The 16,456-nt window shown below is 67.4% G+C and carries 20 protein-coding genes; 9 read left to right on the top strand and 11 right to left on the bottom strand.

What is annotated here, in order from left to right; genetic code table 11:
• Positions 1-193 precede the first annotated feature (193 nt).
• Positions 194-1,120 (bottom strand): LysR family transcriptional regulator, encoded by a 927-nt coding sequence (locus EJJ38_RS13890; protein ID WP_127090735.1) that lies wholly within the window; start codon positions 1,118-1,120, stop codon positions 194-196.
• Between the two features lie 324 nt (positions 1,121-1,444).
• On the opposite strand from EJJ38_RS13890, the gene EJJ38_RS13885 reads away from it, so the two are divergent.
• Positions 1,445-1,627 carry a hypothetical protein gene (locus EJJ38_RS13885; RefSeq protein WP_127090734.1) on the top strand — a complete coding sequence of 61 codons (183 nt, stop codon included), beginning with the start codon at positions 1,445-1,447 and terminating at the stop codon, positions 1,625-1,627.
• 8 nt (positions 1,628-1,635) lie between these two features.
• On the top strand, positions 1,636-2,295 hold the full coding sequence (locus tag EJJ38_RS13880; RefSeq protein WP_127090733.1) for a DUF2865 domain-containing protein: 660 nt from the start codon (positions 1,636-1,638) through the stop codon (positions 2,293-2,295).
• On the opposite strand, the gene EJJ38_RS13875 is transcribed toward EJJ38_RS13880, so the two are convergent.
• From EJJ38_RS13875 to EJJ38_RS13840, 8 genes are all read right to left on the bottom strand, one after another.
• Positions 2,271-3,317, bottom strand: a complete 1,047-nt coding sequence (locus EJJ38_RS13875; protein WP_127090732.1) for a sulfate/molybdate ABC transporter ATP-binding protein — start codon at positions 3,315-3,317, stop codon at positions 2,271-2,273. The two genes, EJJ38_RS13880 and EJJ38_RS13875, sit on opposite strands and share 25 nt — an antisense overlap.
• On the bottom strand, positions 3,314-4,243 hold the full coding sequence (gene cysW, locus EJJ38_RS13870; protein WP_127090731.1) for a sulfate ABC transporter permease subunit CysW: 930 nt from the start codon (positions 4,241-4,243) through the stop codon (positions 3,314-3,316). Before cysW ends, EJJ38_RS13875 begins: the two co-directional genes overlap by 4 nt.
• Entirely contained in the window at positions 4,240-5,094 is an 855-nt protein-coding gene (cysT, locus tag EJJ38_RS13865) for a sulfate ABC transporter permease subunit CysT (RefSeq protein ID WP_127090730.1), read from the bottom strand. The genes cysW and cysT overlap by 4 nt, the downstream gene beginning before the upstream one ends.
• A 127-nt stretch (positions 5,095-5,221) precedes the next feature.
• Entirely contained in the window at positions 5,222-6,241 is a 1,020-nt protein-coding gene (locus EJJ38_RS13860; RefSeq protein WP_127090729.1) for a sulfate ABC transporter substrate-binding protein, read from the bottom strand.
• Between the two features lie 123 nt (positions 6,242-6,364).
• Positions 6,365-7,117, bottom strand: a complete 753-nt coding sequence (locus EJJ38_RS13855; protein ID WP_245454245.1) for a phosphoadenylyl-sulfate reductase — start codon at positions 7,115-7,117, stop codon at positions 6,365-6,367.
• 11 nt (positions 7,118-7,128) lie between these two features.
• Complete coding sequence (locus EJJ38_RS13850) at positions 7,129-7,620, bottom strand: DUF934 domain-containing protein (protein ID WP_127090728.1); 492 nt, start codon at positions 7,618-7,620, stop codon at positions 7,129-7,131.
• The gene (locus tag EJJ38_RS13845; protein WP_127090727.1) at positions 7,607-9,259 is read right to left on the bottom strand and encodes a nitrite/sulfite reductase; all 1,653 of its coding nucleotides are present in this window, start codon (positions 9,257-9,259) and stop codon (positions 7,607-7,609) included. The genes EJJ38_RS13850 and EJJ38_RS13845 overlap by 14 nt, the downstream gene beginning before the upstream one ends.
• A gap of 20 nt (positions 9,260-9,279) precedes the next feature.
• Positions 9,280-9,591: a DUF2849 domain-containing protein gene (locus tag EJJ38_RS13840; RefSeq protein WP_127090726.1), complete on the bottom strand. Its 312-nt coding sequence runs from the start codon at positions 9,589-9,591 to the stop codon at positions 9,280-9,282.
• Positions 9,592-9,796: 205 nt separating this feature from the next.
• Between EJJ38_RS13840 and EJJ38_RS13835 the strand changes: the two genes are divergently transcribed.
• Entirely contained in the window at positions 9,797-10,591 is a 795-nt protein-coding gene (locus tag EJJ38_RS13835; RefSeq protein ID WP_127090725.1) for an enoyl-CoA hydratase/isomerase family protein, read from the top strand.
• A gap of 78 nt (positions 10,592-10,669) precedes the next feature.
• Complete coding sequence (locus EJJ38_RS13830) at positions 10,670-10,870, top strand: hypothetical protein (RefSeq protein WP_127090724.1); 201 nt, start codon at positions 10,670-10,672, stop codon at positions 10,868-10,870.
• A gap of 40 nt (positions 10,871-10,910) precedes the next feature.
• Here the strand turns inward: EJJ38_RS13830 and EJJ38_RS13825 are convergent, their stop codons facing one another.
• Positions 10,911-11,492 (bottom strand): TetR/AcrR family transcriptional regulator, encoded by a 582-nt coding sequence (locus tag EJJ38_RS13825; RefSeq protein WP_127090723.1) that lies wholly within the window; start codon positions 11,490-11,492, stop codon positions 10,911-10,913.
• A gap of 142 nt (positions 11,493-11,634) precedes the next feature.
• On the opposite strand from EJJ38_RS13825, the gene EJJ38_RS13820 reads away from it, so the two are divergent.
• On the top strand, positions 11,635-12,057 hold the full coding sequence (locus tag EJJ38_RS13820) for an Ohr family peroxiredoxin (RefSeq protein WP_127090722.1): 423 nt from the start codon (positions 11,635-11,637) through the stop codon (positions 12,055-12,057).
• Between the two features lie 119 nt (positions 12,058-12,176).
• Here EJJ38_RS13820 and EJJ38_RS13815 read toward each other — a convergent pair whose 3' ends face one another.
• Positions 12,177-12,779 carry a protease inhibitor Inh/omp19 family protein gene (locus EJJ38_RS13815; RefSeq protein ID WP_127090721.1) on the bottom strand — a complete coding sequence of 201 codons (603 nt, stop codon included), beginning with the start codon at positions 12,777-12,779 and terminating at the stop codon, positions 12,177-12,179.
• A 357-nt stretch (positions 12,780-13,136) separates the two neighbouring features.
• Here EJJ38_RS13815 and EJJ38_RS13810 point away from each other — a divergent pair, with 357 nt between their 5' ends.
• Genes EJJ38_RS13810 through EJJ38_RS13795 form a run of 4 tightly spaced genes read left to right on the top strand, consistent with a single transcriptional unit; the run spans position 13,137 to position 16,304 of the window.
• Positions 13,137-13,907: an SDR family NAD(P)-dependent oxidoreductase gene (locus EJJ38_RS13810; RefSeq protein WP_127090720.1), complete on the top strand. Its 771-nt coding sequence runs from the start codon at positions 13,137-13,139 to the stop codon at positions 13,905-13,907.
• 10 nt (positions 13,908-13,917) lie between these two features.
• A complete protein-coding gene (locus EJJ38_RS13805; RefSeq protein ID WP_127090719.1) occupies positions 13,918-14,448 on the top strand; it encodes a CDP-alcohol phosphatidyltransferase family protein in 531 nt (176 codons plus the stop codon).
• A 50-nt stretch (positions 14,449-14,498) separates the two neighbouring features.
• Positions 14,499-15,599 carry an AI-2E family transporter gene (locus EJJ38_RS13800; protein ID WP_127090718.1) on the top strand — a complete coding sequence of 367 codons (1,101 nt, stop codon included), beginning with the start codon at positions 14,499-14,501 and terminating at the stop codon, positions 15,597-15,599.
• 3 nt (positions 15,600-15,602) lie between these two features.
• The gene (locus EJJ38_RS13795; RefSeq protein WP_127090717.1) at positions 15,603-16,304 is read left to right on the top strand and encodes a P-loop NTPase family protein; all 702 of its coding nucleotides are present in this window, start codon (positions 15,603-15,605) and stop codon (positions 16,302-16,304) included.
• The last annotated feature ends 152 nt before the right edge of the window (positions 16,305-16,456 follow it).

Raw genomic sequence — 16,456 nt, 5'->3', positions numbered from 1 at the left:
AAGGAGTGTGGCATACCAAGTGCACGGATCAAGCCAGCTGTCGGATGCTGCAATAGAACATTTCTATCGTAGAGGTGTCCAGAAACCTCCTTTCGGCGCGCGACATGGTGCTCCGTTGCGGTCGCCTTGGAGAAAAGGCGCCGCTTACACGGTGGCGTGATTGGGAATGTCTATGCCCGGGGCGAAGGCGGGATCAGAGGACGGCGAGCGCCGGATCCTTCACCGCCAGGCTCTCCAGGCGCGGCGCGATACGGCGGGCCTCGGACACCAGAGCGGCGGTGATGGGGGTCGTGGGCTCGCGGTGGGGCACCACGAGGCCGATGAGATGGGTGATCTCCGGCTCCACGATGGGGATGGAGCGCACATTGGAGGTAAGCCCCAGCGAATCCGCCAGCATGGCCGGCATCACGCTCGCCCACAGGCCCGTGCGCACATGGGTGAACAGCACGATCATGGAATTGGATTCGAGCGTGGGCTTGGGCGGGCCGCCCGCCGCCGAGAGCAGGCCGTCCACGATGCGCCGGTTCTGCATGTCGGGCGTGAGGAGACACAAGGGAAGCTGGGCGATCTCCGCCCAGGTGACGGTGTCCCGGTCGCCATATTTGGCGGTGGGGGAGGTTACGAGGCGATATTGCTCGCGATAGAGCGGCACGGTGTTCACCCGGCCCAGCGGCTCGTTGTCCAGATAGGTCAGGCCCGCGTCGATCTCCAGGTTTTCCAGATGGTTGAGGATCTCGATGGAGGTCCGGGAGATGACGGTGAAGCGCACGTCGGGATGGCGCGCGCGGAATGGCGTGGTGAGCGCGGCCACCATGGGCAAGGCGGTGGGAATGGCGGCGATGCGCAGGGGGCCGGAGAGGCCGCGCTTCAGCGCGTCGATGTCCTGCCGCATGGCGCGCGAATCAGCCACGATCCGCCGCGCCCATTCCAGGGTGCGCTCGCCCTCGGGCGTGAAGCCCATGAAGCGGGAACCGCGCTGCACCAGGAGCACGCCGAGCGTCTCTTCCAATTGTTTGACGCCGGCCGACAAGGTGGGCTGGGTGACGCCGCAGGCTTCCGCCGCCCGGCCGAAATGACGCTCGCGGGCGAGGGCGATGAGATAGTCCAGCTTTTCGATCATCCGGGGCGGTCACTTTGCCTGATACGAAGAGGCTTGCCGGCTTTCGCCGCCTCTTGAAACGCTCGATCGCCGCACGGGTTTGACCCGGGTCCCGTTGGGCCTCGCGCGATGGAGGTCCGGCATGAGGCGCGTCAGTGCCGTAACGGCGGCAACCACCTTGCCCAATTCGCAGCCTGTTTCAAGCGACGGCTTCGCTGCACTGCAAGGCGCAGACACGGTTTCGTGTGTGGTGAACGCCGTGGGAACCGATGGCCCACGGCAGAGTTAGCAAAGTGTCACCAATTCGAACCAACGGCGCACGGCGCCGCATCGAGGGAGGGATCCATGGTGCTCGCGCGCGGATTCTTCGTCATCTCTATCCTGGCGGTGCTCTCGTCGGCATCCGCCGGTTTCATCTCGCCGCCGCCTCATAGCGCGCCGGGATATGCGCCTCAGCAGGAGCATGGGCAGGAGCAGGGACAGCCTTTGGCGCCCGAGCGCTATTTCGGCCCGAGCCAGTTCGCCTGATGGGCGCCGTGCGGCCCGGAACGCACCCCGCAGCCTTCGCCCTGGCGATGCTGGCGGGCCTGCTTCTCGCCGCTCCGCCGGCCGCCGCGCAGGGGCCGGGCGATTTCTTCGCGGCGCTGTTCGGCGGCCTCGTGCGGCCGCGCCCGCTGCCGCAATTGTTCGGCATGCCCGCGCCGGAGGTGGAGCGGGCCGCGCCGCGCGTCGCCTATTGCGTGCGGCTGTGCGACGGCCGCTATTTCCCGCTCACCCGCATGGAGGATGCGGAACAGACCTGCCGGTCCTTCTGCCCGAAGGCGGAAACGCGGGTCTATCGCGGCGCCGGCGCCATTGACGCGGCCGAACATGACGGGCGGCCTTATACCGCACTGCCCAATGCCTTCCTCTACCGCGCGCGCCTGGACGATGCCTGCACCTGCACCGGCAACGGGCCGCTGGGGCTCGCCTCCGTCCCCGTCACGTCAGACGAGACGCTGCGGCCCGGCGATGTGGTGATGACCACGGACGGCGCGCGGGTGTTCCAGAAGAAATCCGGCGCCGGCCCCCATCCCGAATCGGCCTTTGTGCCGCCGGAGGAGGCGCGGCGCCTTCCCGCCGATCTCAAGCGCCGTATGGAGGAACTGAACCTCGCTGCGGATGGCACCGTTCAGGCGGCCGGAAACACCCGGTAGCGGCGCGGCACGAGGCCCACCTCGCTGCCCACCGCAAGGCGTGCGCCCACGGGCACGGCGGCTTCTACCACCACATCGCCATTGGTGCCGGGCAGCACGATGTCCGCCCGCGTCGTGGGGCCGAAGGTGCGCACCGCCAGCACGCGCCCGGCCACCGGCGCCGTGCCGGGCTCGGCGAAGTCCACGTCATGGGGGCGGGCGAGGAGGCGGGCCGGGCCTTCGCCGAGGCCCTGTGTGTCGAGCGCGGTGCGGCGCGCGCCCACATAGAGCGCCCCGTCCGCGACGCGCGCGGGCAGCGACAGGCTCTCACCGATGAAATCGTGCACGAAGGCGGTGGCGGGGGTGTCGTAGACCTCCTGCGGGGAGCCCACCTGCTCGATGCGCCCCTTGCCCATCACCACCACCGTGTCCGCCAGTTCCAGCGCCTCTTCCTGGTCGTGGGTGACGAGCACGGAGGTGACGGGCAGTTCCTCATGCAGGTTGCGCAGCCAGCGGCGCAATTCCTTGCGCACCTTGGCGTCCAGCGCGCCGAACGGCTCGTCCAGCAGCAGGATGCGCGGCGAGATGGCGAGCGCGCGGGCGAGCGCCACGCGCTGGCGCTGGCCGCCGGACAATTGGGCGGGATAGCGGTCCGCCAGCCAGTCGATCTGCACGAGAGAGAGAAGCTGGTTCACCTTCTCGCGGATGGCGGCGTCCGGCAGCTTGTCCGCGCCCTTGCGCACCCGGAGGCCGAAGGCGACGTTCTCGAACACGCTCATGTGCCGGAACAGGGCGTAATGCTGGAAGACGAAGCCCACATTGCGCTCGCGCACGGAGCGGGCGAGCGCGTCCTGCCCGTCGAAGCGCACTTCGCCCCCGTCCGGCCAGTCGAGGCCGGCAATGATGCGCAGCAGCGTGGTCTTGCCCGAGCCCGACGGGCCCAGCAGCGCCACCAACTGGCCGCCGGGAATGCGGAGGCTGACATTGTCCAGCGCGGTGAAGGTCTTGAAGCGCTTGGTGACGTTGACGATATCGATGCTCATTGCGCGTCCTCCACGAGGCGGGCCTCAAGAAGCGTCTTCGCGATGAGCGTGACCAGGGCCAGCAAGGCCAGCAGGGAGGCCACGGCGAAGGACGCGACGAACTGATACTCGTTATAGAGAATCTCGATATGCAGCGGCATGGTGTTGGTGAGCCCGCGAATGTGGCCCGACACCACCGACACCGCGCCGAACTCGCCCATGGCGCGGGCGTTGCAGAGCAGCACGCCATAGAGCAGCGCCCATTTCACATTGGGCAGCGTCACCCGGAAGAAGATGGAGAGACCGGAGGCGCCGAGCGAGGCGGCCGCCTCTTCCTCCGCCGTGCCCTGTTCCTGCATGAGCGGGATCAGCTCGCGCGCCACGAAGGGGAAGGTGACGAACAAGGTGGCGAGCACGATGCCGGGCAAGGCGAAGATGATCTTGATGTCCCACGCCTGGAGATAGGCGGCGAACAGGCCCTGCGAGCCGAACAGCAGCACATAGACGAGGCCCGCCACCACCGGGGAGACGGAGAAGGGCAGGTCGATGAGCGTGATGAGCAGGCTCTTGCCTGGAAATTCGAACTTGGCGATGGCCCAGGCGGCCACGAGGCCGAACGTGACATTGGCCACCACCGAGATGCCCGCCACCAGCAAGGTGAGGCGGATGGCGGCGAGCGCGTCCGGCTCCACCAAAGCGGCGACATAGGCCAGCCAGCCGCGCTTGAACGCCTCGTAGAAGACCGAGATCAAGGGCAGCGCGATGAACAGGCCGAGGAACAGCAGCGCCACCGTGATGATGGCGATGCGTACCGCCTTCGGCTCGCTGTTGGTCGGGCCGGGCCGGCGCGCGGGCAGGGCCCCGGCATGGGTGTTCAGGCCCTCCGAGGCGAGGGCGTGGGCGGCGGGATGGGTCGTGGTGCGAAGGGCGTCTGCGGCGAGGGTCATGTGCGCGCGCTCCGCGTTTCGCTCCAGCGCTGGAGGCGGTTGATGACCAGAAGCAGCACGAAGGACGCCAGCAGCATCACGGTGGCGATGGCGGTGGCGTCCGCATAGCGGAACTCCTCCAGCCGGATGACGATGAGCAGCGGCGCGATCTCGGTCTGGCCCGGCAGGTTGCCGGCGATGAAGATGACCGAGCCGTATTCGCCCACGGCGCGGGCGAAGGCGAGGGCGAAGCCCGTGAGCAAAGCGGGGATGACGGAGGGCAGCACCACGCGCCACACGGTCTGGCCGCGCGAGGCGCCCAGGCTGGCGGACGCCTCCTCCAGCTCCGCGTCCAGGTCCGCCAGCACCGGCTGGACCGTACGCACCACGAAGGGCAGGCCGATGAAGATGAGCGCCACCAGGATGCCCAGTTCCGTGAAGGCCACCTTGATGCCGAGCGGTGCCAGGAGCGAGCCCACCCAGCCGTTTTCCGCATAAAGCGAGGTGAGCGCGATGCCCGCCACGGCGGTGGGCAGGGCGAAGGGAATGTCGATGATGGCGTCCACCACCCGGCGGAACGGGAAGTCGTAGCGCACCAGCGCCCAGACCACGATGACGCCGAACACGAGGTTCACGCACGCGGCGGCCAGCGAGAGGCCGAACGAGACCTGTAGCGCATGCAGCGTGCGCGTGCTGGTGACGATGGCGATGAACCGCTCCAGGGTGATCTCGCTGGTCTTGATGAACAGAGCCGAGAGCGGCAACAGGACGATCACGGAGAGCCAGGTGAGGGTGAGGCCGAGCGTGATCCCGAAGCCGGGAATGACGCTGCGCGGCCGCCGCAGGGGGCGGGGGATGGCGGCGGTGACCATAAGGGCGCTGCGGCTCCGGTGTCGTGGAACGGGACCGCCGCCCCCGCCTCGGGATTTGCACCCCCCGAGGCGGACGCGGCGGTAGTTGGCGGGACGGGAGGAAGGTGCCCCGCCGGTCAAGGCTGGATCAGTTGGCGTAGATCTGGTCGAACACGCCGCCGTCGGAGAAGAAGGTCTTCTGCGCCTTGCGCCAGCCGCCGAACACCTGGTCGATGGTGAAGAGCTGCACGTCGGCGAACTTGTCCTTGTACTTGGCCGCGATGGCCTCGTTGCGCGGACGGTAATAGTGCTTGGCCGAAAGCTCCTGCCCGGCGGGCGTGTAGAGATACTTCAGATAGGCTTCGGCGAGGGCGCGGGTGCCGCGCTTGTCCACCACCTTGTCCACCACGGCCACGGGCGGCTCGGCGAGGATGGAGATGGAGGGGGTGACGATGTCGAACTTGTCCGGCCCCAGCTCGTTCACCGCCAGATAGGCCTCATTCTCCCAGGCGATCAGCACGTCGCCGATGCCGCGCTCCACGAAGGTGACGGTGGAGCCGCGCGCGCCGGTGTCCAGCACGGGGGCGTTCTTGTAGATGGCCTTCACGAACTCCTTCGCCTTGGCCTCGTCCCCGCCATTCTTCTTGAGGGCATAGCCCCAGGCGGCGAGGAAGTTCCAGCGGGCGCCGCCCGAGGTCTTCGGGTTCGGGGTCACCACCTTGGTGCCGGCCTTGGCGAGGTCGTCCCAGTCCTTGATGCCCTTCGGGTTGCCCTTGCGCACCAGGAACACGATGGTCGAGGTGTAGGGCGCGGCATTGTCCGGCAGGCGCTTCTGCCAGTCCTGGGCGATGAAGCCCCGGTCCGCGATTTCGTCGATGTCATAGGCGAGGGCGAGGGTGACCACGTCCGCTTCCAGACCGTCGATCACCGAGCGGGCCTGCTTGCCCGAGCCACCATGGGACTGGCGGATGGTGAGCGTGTCGCCGGGATGGGTCTTCGCCCACTCGGCCGAGAACGCCTTGTTGAAATCCGTATAAAGCTCGCGGGTCGGGTCATAGGACACGTTGAGCAGCGTGACGTCGGCGGCGACCGCCGGCAGCGCGAGCGCGGCGGACAGCGAGACCGCAACGGCGCCGGCGAAGCGCTTCAGGGAAAAGGGAGCGGACATGGGGTGCCTCCGATGGCAGGGCTTCAGCTTGTCGTGAAAATCACGATGGCACCGCCTCGGGGGACCGTCAATAATTTAATCTATAAAATTAGTGGAAAATATTAACTTACAGAATTCAGCTGTTCAACTGCCCGGTTTGTGGACGTGGATGCCGCATTCCGTCTTGGCGCGTCCACGCCAGCGACCCGCGCGCGGATCCTCTCCCGGCCGCACCCGGCTGGTGCAGGGCATGCAGCCGATGGAGGCGAAGCCGAACGCCTTCAAGGGGTGCTCGGGCAGATCATGGGCGCGCATCCAGCCCGCGATCTCGGCGGGACCGAGGGCGGCGAGCGGATTGAACTTCACGCGCCCGTCCTCGAATTCCACGGCCGGGATATGGGCACGGGTCTCCGCCTGATAGCGCTTGCGTCCGTTGATCCAGGCGGAGAAGGGCGCGATGGCGCGGGCCAGCGGCTCCACCTTGCGCAGGGCGCAGCAGGCGTCGGGATCCTCCGACCAGAGGGCATCGTCCGGGTCGCGCGCTGCCCGCGCCTGCGGGTCGGGAGAGAGGGTGCGCACATCGGTGAGGCCGAGGCGTTCCACCAGCGTGTCGCGATAGGCCAGGGTCTCCGCGAACATATGGCCGGTGTCGAGGAACAGGACGGGCAGGGACCGGTCCACCTGCGCGATCATGTGCAGCAGCACCGCCGATTCCGTCCCGAAGGACGAGACCGCCGCGATGCGCGCGCCATAGGCCTCGCGTGCGGTGGAGAGGATTTCCAGGGGCGAGGCATCGCGCAACCGGGCGGCGAGCCGGGCCGCCTGCAAGGCGGCTTCCGGTGGTGCGGTGTCCGCCGTGGCGGGTACTTCGGGCATGGCGGCGGGTATGGTGCGCATGGCCGGCCTCCTCAGGCGTGGCCCGCCCGCAGGCTCGCGACCGTGGGGCGTCCGTCGCCGGTGGGCTGGTAGAAGATGGAATAGGTGGCGAGCGCCTTGGCGAAGGCCGGGATGTCGTCCGCCTTCTCGATCTCGAAGGCATCGAAGCCGCAGCGGACCATGAACAGCACCTGGTCGCGCAGCACATTGCCCCGCGCGCGCAACTCGCCGGTGAAGCCGAGGCGTTCCCGCAGCAGCCGCGCCTGGCTATAGGCGCGCCCGTCGCGGAACTTCGGGAAGTCCAGCACCACCAAAGAGAGATGGGGCAGATGCGGCGCCAGTTCGCGCACGTCGGCGGTGTTGGGCACGGCGACGCCCAGCGGGCTGTTGCGCCCGGCAAGGTCCGCGCCCTCAGCCAGAAGGCGGGCGAGGGGAACGGTCACGGCGCCTTCGGGCAGCGGCCCTTCGGCCTCCACCACGGTGAAGGGATCGGGCACCACGGCCCCGTTCTTAACGAGCGGCATAGGCGCGTTCCTTGAAGGGGTCGAGGCCGAGCCGCTGGACGGCGGCGATGAAGGTTTCCTTCGGGCTCTCGCGCAGGTCCAGATAGGTGTCCACGATGCGCTCGATCACATCCACCACTTCCTCTTCGGAAACGGCAGGGCCGATCAATTCGCCAAGGCGGGTCTTGAGGTTGCCCTTTCCGCCCAGGGTCACCTGGTAGAATTCCTGCTCCTTCTTCTCCACCCCCAGAATGCCGATATGGCCCACATGGTGGTGGCCGCAGGCATTGATGCAGCCGGAGATGTTGATGTGCATCCGGCCGATATCCGCGATCCGCTCCGGGTCCGCGAAACGCTCGGTGAGGCGCTGGGCGAGGGGGATGGAGCGGGTATTGGCCAGGGAGCAATAATCAAGGCCCGGGCAGGCGATGATGTCGGAGATGAGCCCCACATTGGGGGTGGCGAGGCCGAGCGCGTCCAGGCGCCGCCACAGCTCGGGCAGATCCTTCTGGCGTACATGCGGCAAAGTGAGGTTCTGCTCGTGGGCGACCCGGATCTCGCCATAGGCGAAGGTGTCCGCAAGGTCCGCGACGCCGTCCATCTGGTCGGCGGTGGCGTCTCCCGGCGGCTTGCCCACGGGCTTCAGCGAGATGGTGACGATGGCGTGGCCCGGCACCTTGTGGGGGCCGACGGAATTGGCGTGCCAGCGGGCGAAGTCCGGGTTCTTCAGCGCCTCGGCGAGTGCGGCAGGCGCGTCGTCCAGCGCCTCGAAGGCGGGGTTCACGAAGCGGTCGCGGATGGCGTCGAAGGCGGCCTCGTCCAGGCGCAGGGCGCCTTCGCGGATTTGCGCCCATTCCTCGTCCACGCGACGGGAGAATTCCTCCGTGCCCACTTCGTGGACCTGGATCTTGATGCGCGCCTTGTAGATGTTGTCGCGCCGGCCGCCGGAATTATAGACCCGCAGGATCGCCTCCAGATAGGAGAGCAGGTCTTCCTTGGGCAGGAAGTCGCGGATGGTCTTGCCCACGAACGGCGTGCGGCCGAGCCCGCCGCCCACGATCACCTCGAATCCGGTCTCATCGCCGCGCCGGTGCAGGCGCAGGCCGATGTCATGGACGCGGATTGCGGCCCGGTCGTGCTTGGCCGCCGTGATGGCGATCTTGAACTTGCGGGGCAGGAAGGTGAATTCCGGATGGTTCGTGGACCACTGGCGGATCACCTCCGCATAGAGGCGCGGGTCCTCGATCTCTTCCGGCGTCGCGCCCGCCCACGGGTCCGTGGTGGTGTTGCGGATGCAGTTGCCGGAGGTCTGGATGCCGTGAATGCCCACCGCCGCCAGTTCCGCCATGGCGTCCGGCAACTCGGACAGCTTGATCCAGTTGAACTGGATGTTCTGGCGGGTGGTGAAGTGGCCGTAGCCCTTGTCATAGCGCCGCGCCACGGAGGCGAGCGCGCGCAGCTGGTTGGACGCCAGCGTGCCGTAGGGAATGCACACCCGCAGCATATAAGCGTGAAGCTGGAGATAGACGCCGTTCATGAGGCGCAGCGGCTTGAACTCTTCCTCGTTCAGCTCGCCCGACAGACGCCGGGTCACCTGATCGCGGAAATCATCCACGCGCTCGCCAAGGAAGGCGCGATCGAATTCGTCATAGACATACATGATGCCGTCAGCCTCCGGGCTCAGGCCGCCGCGTCGAACGCGATGGTCGGGCCATCGACGCGGATCCGCTCGCGCAGGTTCGCCGGGCTCGCCCGGCCGTCCTCCACCGCCACGCGCGCCGCATAGGCGCCCACGGCATGGTTCTCGTCGGCGTGCGCGGCATTGAGAAGGGCCAGCGCCGCTTCAGACGTGGTGGCGACCGCCGCCTCGCCGATATGGGTGGACCAGCCATGCGCCGCCGTCAGCCACACCACCACGCCATCTGCCAGACGGTTGGCGGTGACGGCCGTGGGGCCGGTGATTTTCAGCTTCTGCTGAAGCGGAGACGTCATGTCGGGTCCCGATCCACAAAATACGTTCAGCGGATGTGCAATCCGCTTTTAGGAAAGTCTCTAAGCGTAAAATAATTTCACAAATTGTGCAAATGTGTTTTTCACATTCATGAATCGGTAAATGCGTTGGCTGGATCGCCCGCACCCCTGTGTCTAGGATCACCGCGGCGCAGGTCGCGCCTGAAAAGAACAAGCTGGAGGACTCATGACTGCCGAAGCCGATCCCGTTCTTCTCGACATCGAAGGCGGCATCGCCCGCATCCGTTTCAACCGTCCCCAGGTGCTGAACGCCATCAACGAGGCTGCGATCCTCGCCTTCAAGCGGGCGGTGGATCAGGTGGCCGCCGATGGGGCGGTGCGGGTCGTGGTGCTCTCGGGCGAGGGCAAGGGCTTCCTGGCCGGCGGCGACGTGGCGCGCTTCCATTCGGCGGGCGACGAGGCGGAGGCGGTGGTGTCCTCCATCATCGGGCCGTTCCACGCCGCGCTTACCACCCTCACGCGGCTGAACCAGCCGGTGATCGCGGCGCTGCATGGCGCCGTGGCGGGCGCGGGACTGAGCGTCGCCCTGGCGGCGGACCTCGCCATCGCCTCGGAAGATGCCAAATTCACCCTGGCCTATACCAAGATCGGCACCTCGCCCGATGGCGGCGCCTCCTGGTCTCTGCCCCGCGTGGTGGGCCTGCGCAAGGCCATGGAGCTGGCGCTGCTGAGCGATGTCATCGGCGCGGAGGAAGCGCTGCGGCTCGGCCTCGTGAATGCGGTGGTGCCGCCCCAGGATCTGGCCGCCAAGGTGGATGGTCTGGCCCGGCGGCTGGCGGATGGGCCGACCCTGGCGTTCGGCCGGGTGAAGGCCCTGCTGCGCGGCTCGTTCGAACGCAGCCTGCCGGACCAGTTCGCGGCGGAGCAGGCCTCCTTCCTCGCCTCGGTGGGCACGCGGGACTTCAAGGAAGGCGTCGCGGCCTTCGTGGAGAAGCGTCCGGCGCACTTCCAGGGTAGTTAATACATAATTTTTACGTGATATTGACAATTCACACGACGTGAGTAATTTAAATCCACAAATCCAGTAGGAAATGTGGAAATGCCCACGTCGCTGCCGATCTCCGCCTCCCGATCCCGGTCCGCCCGCAGCGGCCGTCGGCTTCTGCTGGGCTGGTCCCTGTCGGATTGGGGGATGTTTCTCGCGGCCTACGGCATCATCATTGGCGCGGTCCTGTTCGCAGGGCCGCAGAGCCGCCCGGCTCCGGACCAGCCCGCTCCGGTCGCCATCGAGGCGCGCTGAGCCTTCGCGCTTTTCAGCCTGACACGTCGCTGGAAACGCTTCAGCCGACGCCCAGTGCCGCCAGCAGCGCCTGCTCCTGGCCGTCATAGGCCCCGCCGGGGTCCGTCTGCAGCACGCTGAACGCCATCATGCCGCGCAGGGCGCCGAACAGGATCGGCCCCATGACCATCCCCGCCTGATCGGAACGGATGGAGCCGTCCGCCCGGCCCGCATCCCAGGCTCGCGCCAGCCAATCGGTCTGCTCCGTCACGAAGCCCGCAATCTCCCGCACGGCCGCGTCCGATAGCTCGTGATTGCAGGTGGTGAGCATGAGGAACAGGCAGAAGCGCCCTTCCACGCGCAGGCATTCCCCGCATTTGTCGCTATAGGTCCGGATGCGCGCGGCGCCGGAGGGCAGGGCGTCCAGCGCCTCCAGCCCGGCCCGGTGGCGCTCCGCATACAGCGCCAGGGCCGCGCGGCCCATGTCGTCCTTCGAGGCGAAATAATTGTACAGGCTCGGCGGGCGCATCTGCGCGGCCTCCGCCAGATCGCGCAGCCCCAGGGCCGAGAACCCTCTCTCTTGCATCATCTCGATGGCGAGGCTGGTCAGGGTCTCCCTGCGGGACGACGTCTGCGCGGACACGGGCTCGGCTCCAGTTCCAATAATCGCGAACGATCGATCGTTAGCATCTGTTGACAGGGATCGCAAGTTTAGGCTAACGATCGTTCGTTAGTTGATGGGTGCGCGGGTGATCCGCCACCGGCTTTCCCAACAGGAGATTCCCATGACTGTCGTTTATACCGCTGAAGCGACCACCACGGGCGGCGGCCGCCAGGGCCACGCCGAGACCTCGGACGGCAAGGTCACGCTCGACCTGTCCTATCCTAAGGAAATGGGCGGCTCCGGCGTGGGCACCAATCCCGAGCAATTGGTGGCGCTCGGCTATTCCGCCTGCTTCGGCGGCGCGCTGGCGCTGGCCGGCAAATCCCACAAGGTGGACACGTCCAACGCGCTCATCACCTGTCGCGCCTCGCTGGTGCGCAAGGAGGTTGGTTTCGGCCTGAGCTTCGAGATTGAAGTGGAGCTGCCGGGCGTCGCGCCCGAACTGGCGCAGACCCTCGTTGCGGAAGCACACGGCATCTGCCCCTACTCCCAGGCCTTCACCCACGGTGCTCCGGCGGTGGCGCGGCTCAAGTCGGCCCAGTGAGGCGCATGGCCGGTCCGTTCAGGGCCGGCCATTTCCTTAGACGGGGCTGAATCAGGCTCTATCAATGAGTGAGAGGCTGATTCACCACTCCGGTTGATTCAACCTGAGTGGATCAGGCTCTAGCGGGTGAGGACCACCGACTGATTGTTGTCGGCGATCACGCCCACATAGCGGTTGGGGCCCGACGGGGAGAGGCGGGCGGTGACCTTGCCCACATGGTTCTGGAGCACCAGATCCGGCCCCAGCATGTCCCAGCCCTTGGTCATGAAGATCTCGCTGGGGCAGGAAATGTCCGCCTGGGCGGAAAGGCCGCTGACGCCGCGCGCGGTGGAAAGCGTGAGCGGGCAGGTCCGGCTGCCATCGTCCCAGCTGAAGGTCCAGGCGCCGGACAATTGTTCCTGGGTGCCGGTGGTGGCGTAGGCGACGGCGCCGGGATTGACCGGCGGCGGAGCCAGCGGAACGCTGGCGGCCGAGGCGGTGGTGGACGGCGTGACGGCGGCGCTCGCGGACGCGGCGTTGGCGCCGGTGATGGACGGTGCCGGGATGGAGCCCGTTGCGCCGGGCGCGGCAATGGGCGCGCTCTCAACGGCTCCCGTCGGCGCGTTCAGGATGCGTGCCTGATCCACGGCACTGGTCTTGGTCCCGAAACCGTCGAGGTCGGTGCTGCATCCGCACAGCAGGAGGCCGACACATACGACAGCCGGAACGACATGGACCTTCATCCGCAACCTCTCCTGACGCCGCTGCGCCTGCCTGTCTGCGCCCCACGCGAATCGAATCGCGCGAGACTCACCCCCCAGGCCTTAACGAACGCTTCAAGATCCGCCCCCGCGGACAACACTGAGCCGGATTAACTTCCGCCAGAAGATGGCAGGAGGATGGCCCCGACCCTCCCCGGGGGAGGTAACGTTAACAGGGTACGGACGATCCCTCGCTCCCGCGGCGGCGTCAACCTCGTGTCGTCCCGCCATTCAGCGGGCAGGGCGTCACCATCGCCGTCTTCTCTGGCCGGCCGGTGGGCTTCCCCTTGAGCGGCTTCATGCTTTATGCCTTTGCGGGCCTATTCGGAGACCGTCGCGATGTATCAGATGCTGGACCCCAAGACCTTGACCGTGCTCATCACCGGAGCCACGTCGGGCATCGGGGCCGCGACGGTTCGCCGTTTTGCCGGGGCAGGTGCCCGCATCGTCGCGGTCGGCCGCCGCGTCGAGCGCCTGGAGGCGCTTGCGGCGGAATTTCCGGGCCTCATCCATCCCGTGGTGCTGGACGTGCGCGACTGGGCCGCGACCCAGGCCGCCATCGCCGCGCTGCCGGAGCCTTTCGCCGCCTATAATGTGGTGTTCGCCAATGCGGGCCTCGCCCTCGGCCTGGAGCCGGCCCACCAGGTGGCCATGGATGACTGGCGGGACATGGTGGACACCAACATCACCGGCCTGCTCAACACCGTGCGCGCCGCGCTTCCGGGCATGGTGGAGCGCAAGGAGGGGCATGTGGTCTTCACCGGCTCGGTGGCCGGCGACTATCCCTATCCGGGCGGCAACACCTATGGCGCCACCAAGGCGTTCGTGAAGCAGTTCTCCCTCGGCTTGTGGGCGGATGTGTCGGGCACCGGGGTGCGCGTCACCAATATCGAGCCGGGCCTGACGGAGACCGAATTCTCCCTCGTCCGCTTCAAGGGCGACGAGACGCGGGCCGAGAAGATCTATAATGGCACCGCCCCCATGACCGGCGAGGACATTGCCGAGCAGGTGTTCTTCGCCTGCTCCGTGCCGCGCCATGTGAACATCAACCGCATCCAGGCCATGGCGAGCGTGCAGGGCTTCTCCCCGCTCACCATCAAGCGCGGATGAGGCGCGCGCGGTGAGCCTGCCCAACATCATCACCCTCGGCCGGTTCCTGCTGGTGCCGGTGGTGGTGTGGGCCATTGCCTCAGGCGAGCCGCAGATCGCCTTCTTCCTGTTCGTGCTGGCCGGGGTCTCGGATGCCGTTGACGGCTTCCTCGCCCGGCATTTCGGCATGCAGACCGAGCTTGGCGCCTATCTCGATCCCCTGGCGGACAAGGCGCTGCTCATCTCCATCTATGTGGCGCTCTCGGTGGAGGGGCTGATCCCGCGCTGGGTCGCCATCGCGGTGGTGGCGCGCGACGTGATGATCATCGGCGCGGTCATGCTCTCGGTGATCATGGGGCGCCCGGTCCATATCAGCCCGCTGGCGATTTCCAAGGTGAACACGCTCGCCCAGATCGCCTTCGCGGCCCTGGTTCTGGCCTCCAACGGTTTCGCCTTCTCCCTCGGCCCGCTGATGCAGGTCGGGCTCCTGGCGGTGGGCCTCTTGACGGCTCTTTCCGCAGCGGCCTATCTCGCCTCTTGGATGCGTCACATGGCCAGTTGAGCGCATGCCGGCCGGCGGGACGCCGCAGGCGGCCCATCGGGGAAGGCGGGATGCCACTTCACCTTCAGGTGCGGTTCTGGATCGGGGCCCTGGGCGTCACCGTCCTGGTGCTGTGGCTGCTGAGCGGCATTCTCCTGCCGTTCGTCGCCGGACTTGCGCTCGCCTATTTCCTGAACCCGGTGGTGGAGCGCCTCGCGCGCATCGGCATCGCCCGCACGCCGTCCTCCCTGCTCATCGTCGGCCTGTTCCTGCTGGCCATCATGATGTTCCTGCTGGTGGTGCTGCCGCTTCTGGGCAGCCAGCTCGCGGACTTCATCCGGAACATGCCGAGCTACGTCACCCGCCTCCAGGGGCTGGTGACGGAGGAGAACCGGGAATGGCTCGGCCATTTCCTCGGCGATCGCCTGCCGGACATCCAGCGCTCCCTGGCCGAGCTGATGTCCCAGGGCGTGACCTATCTGCTGGGCCTCATCTCCTCCATCTGGTCCGGCGGGCAGGCGCTGCTCTCGGTCTTCTCGCTGGTGGTGGTGACGCCGGTGGTGGTGTTCTACGTGCTGTGCGACTGGCCGGACATGGTGCGGGCGGTGGACAGCTGGATCCCGCTCCACCAGCGCCCCGTGGTGCGCAAGCTCGGCCGCGAGATGGATCTCGCCGTGGCCGGCTTCATCCGAGGCCAGGCCCTGGTCTGCCTCATCCTCGGCAGTTTCTACGCCATTGCCCTCTCCATGGCGGGGCTGAATTTCGGCCTGCTCATCGGCATCGTCTCCGGCCTCATCACCTTCATTCCCTATGTGGGCTCGCTGACCGGCCTCGTGCTCGCCATGGGCGTGGCCATCGTCCAGTTCTTCCCGGACTGGACCATGATCGGCATCGTGCTCGGCATCTTCATCACCGGCCAGACGGTGGAGGGCTATATCCTCTCGCCCAAGCTGGTGGGCGACAGCATCGGCGTGCATCCGGTCTGGCTCATGTTCGCCTTGTTCGCCTTTGGCTACCTGTTCGGCTTCGTGGGCCTGCTGCTGGCGGTGCCGCTCACGGCGGCAGCGGGGGTTCTCGTGCGCTTCGGCTTCCATCGCTACTTCCACAGCCCCCTCTATACGGGCGACGAGCAGCCGGACGAGGGCCCCGGCAGCGCGGCGGAGCGACGCTGAGCCATGGCGAGCCGTGATCGCGCGCCCTCCCAGCTTCCCCTGGAGCTGCCGTCGGCGCCGGGTTTCAAGCGGGAGGATTTCCTGGAGGCGCCGGGCAATGCGGCGGCGCTTGCCTTGCTGGATGCCTATCCCGATTGGCCCGCGCCGATGGTGTGCCTCGTGGGGCCGGCGGGGGCGGGCAAGTCGCATCTCGCCGCCATGTTCGCCGAGACGGCGGGCGCCCTGCAGGTGCGCGCGGGCGACCTGACGCGGGCCGGCGTGCCCGAGGCGCTGGTGGCGGGCGCGCTCGTTGTGGAGGATCTGGCGGCCGGTGCGTTCGACGAGGCGGCCCTGTTCCATCTCCTGAACCTCGCCAAGGAGACCGGCGCCCATGTGCTGTTCACGGCCCGGCAGGCGCCCTCCGGCTTTGCCCTCGCCACGGCCGACCTCGCCTCGCGCCTGCGCGCCATGCCGACGGTGGAGATCGCCCCCGCCGACGATGCGCTGCTGGCCGCGGTCCTGGTGAAGCTGTTCGCGGACCGCCAGATCCCGGTGGACGAGCCCACCGTCCACTATCTGCTCGCCCGCATGGAGCGGTCCGTGAGCGGGGCGGAGGCGCTGGTGGGCGCCATCGACCGCGCCGCGCTGGCCGCCCGGCGCCCCGTGACGCGCGCCTTCGCCGCCGACGTGCTGCGCGCCACCAGCGAGGCGGCGGACGAGGAGTGATGCGGTGTGCTTTAAGGTTCCGCGCCGGAACTGTTTTTCCCATCGGCCCTGCACCGTGCGTGTGGGGAGGGATCGTCATAGAGTGGTCATGCAAGGCGGCCATGGTCCGGCGGAAAATCGGGGGTTTATGCGATGAATGCGAATGAGAGCGC

The organism is Aquabacter cavernae, from assembly GCF_003993795.1.
In the GTDB taxonomy this organism is placed as follows: domain Bacteria; phylum Pseudomonadota; class Alphaproteobacteria; order Rhizobiales; family Xanthobacteraceae; genus Aquabacter; species Aquabacter cavernae.
Note: the sequence above shows the minus strand (reverse complement) of the source record. Positions and strands in the feature narration are given on the sequence as shown.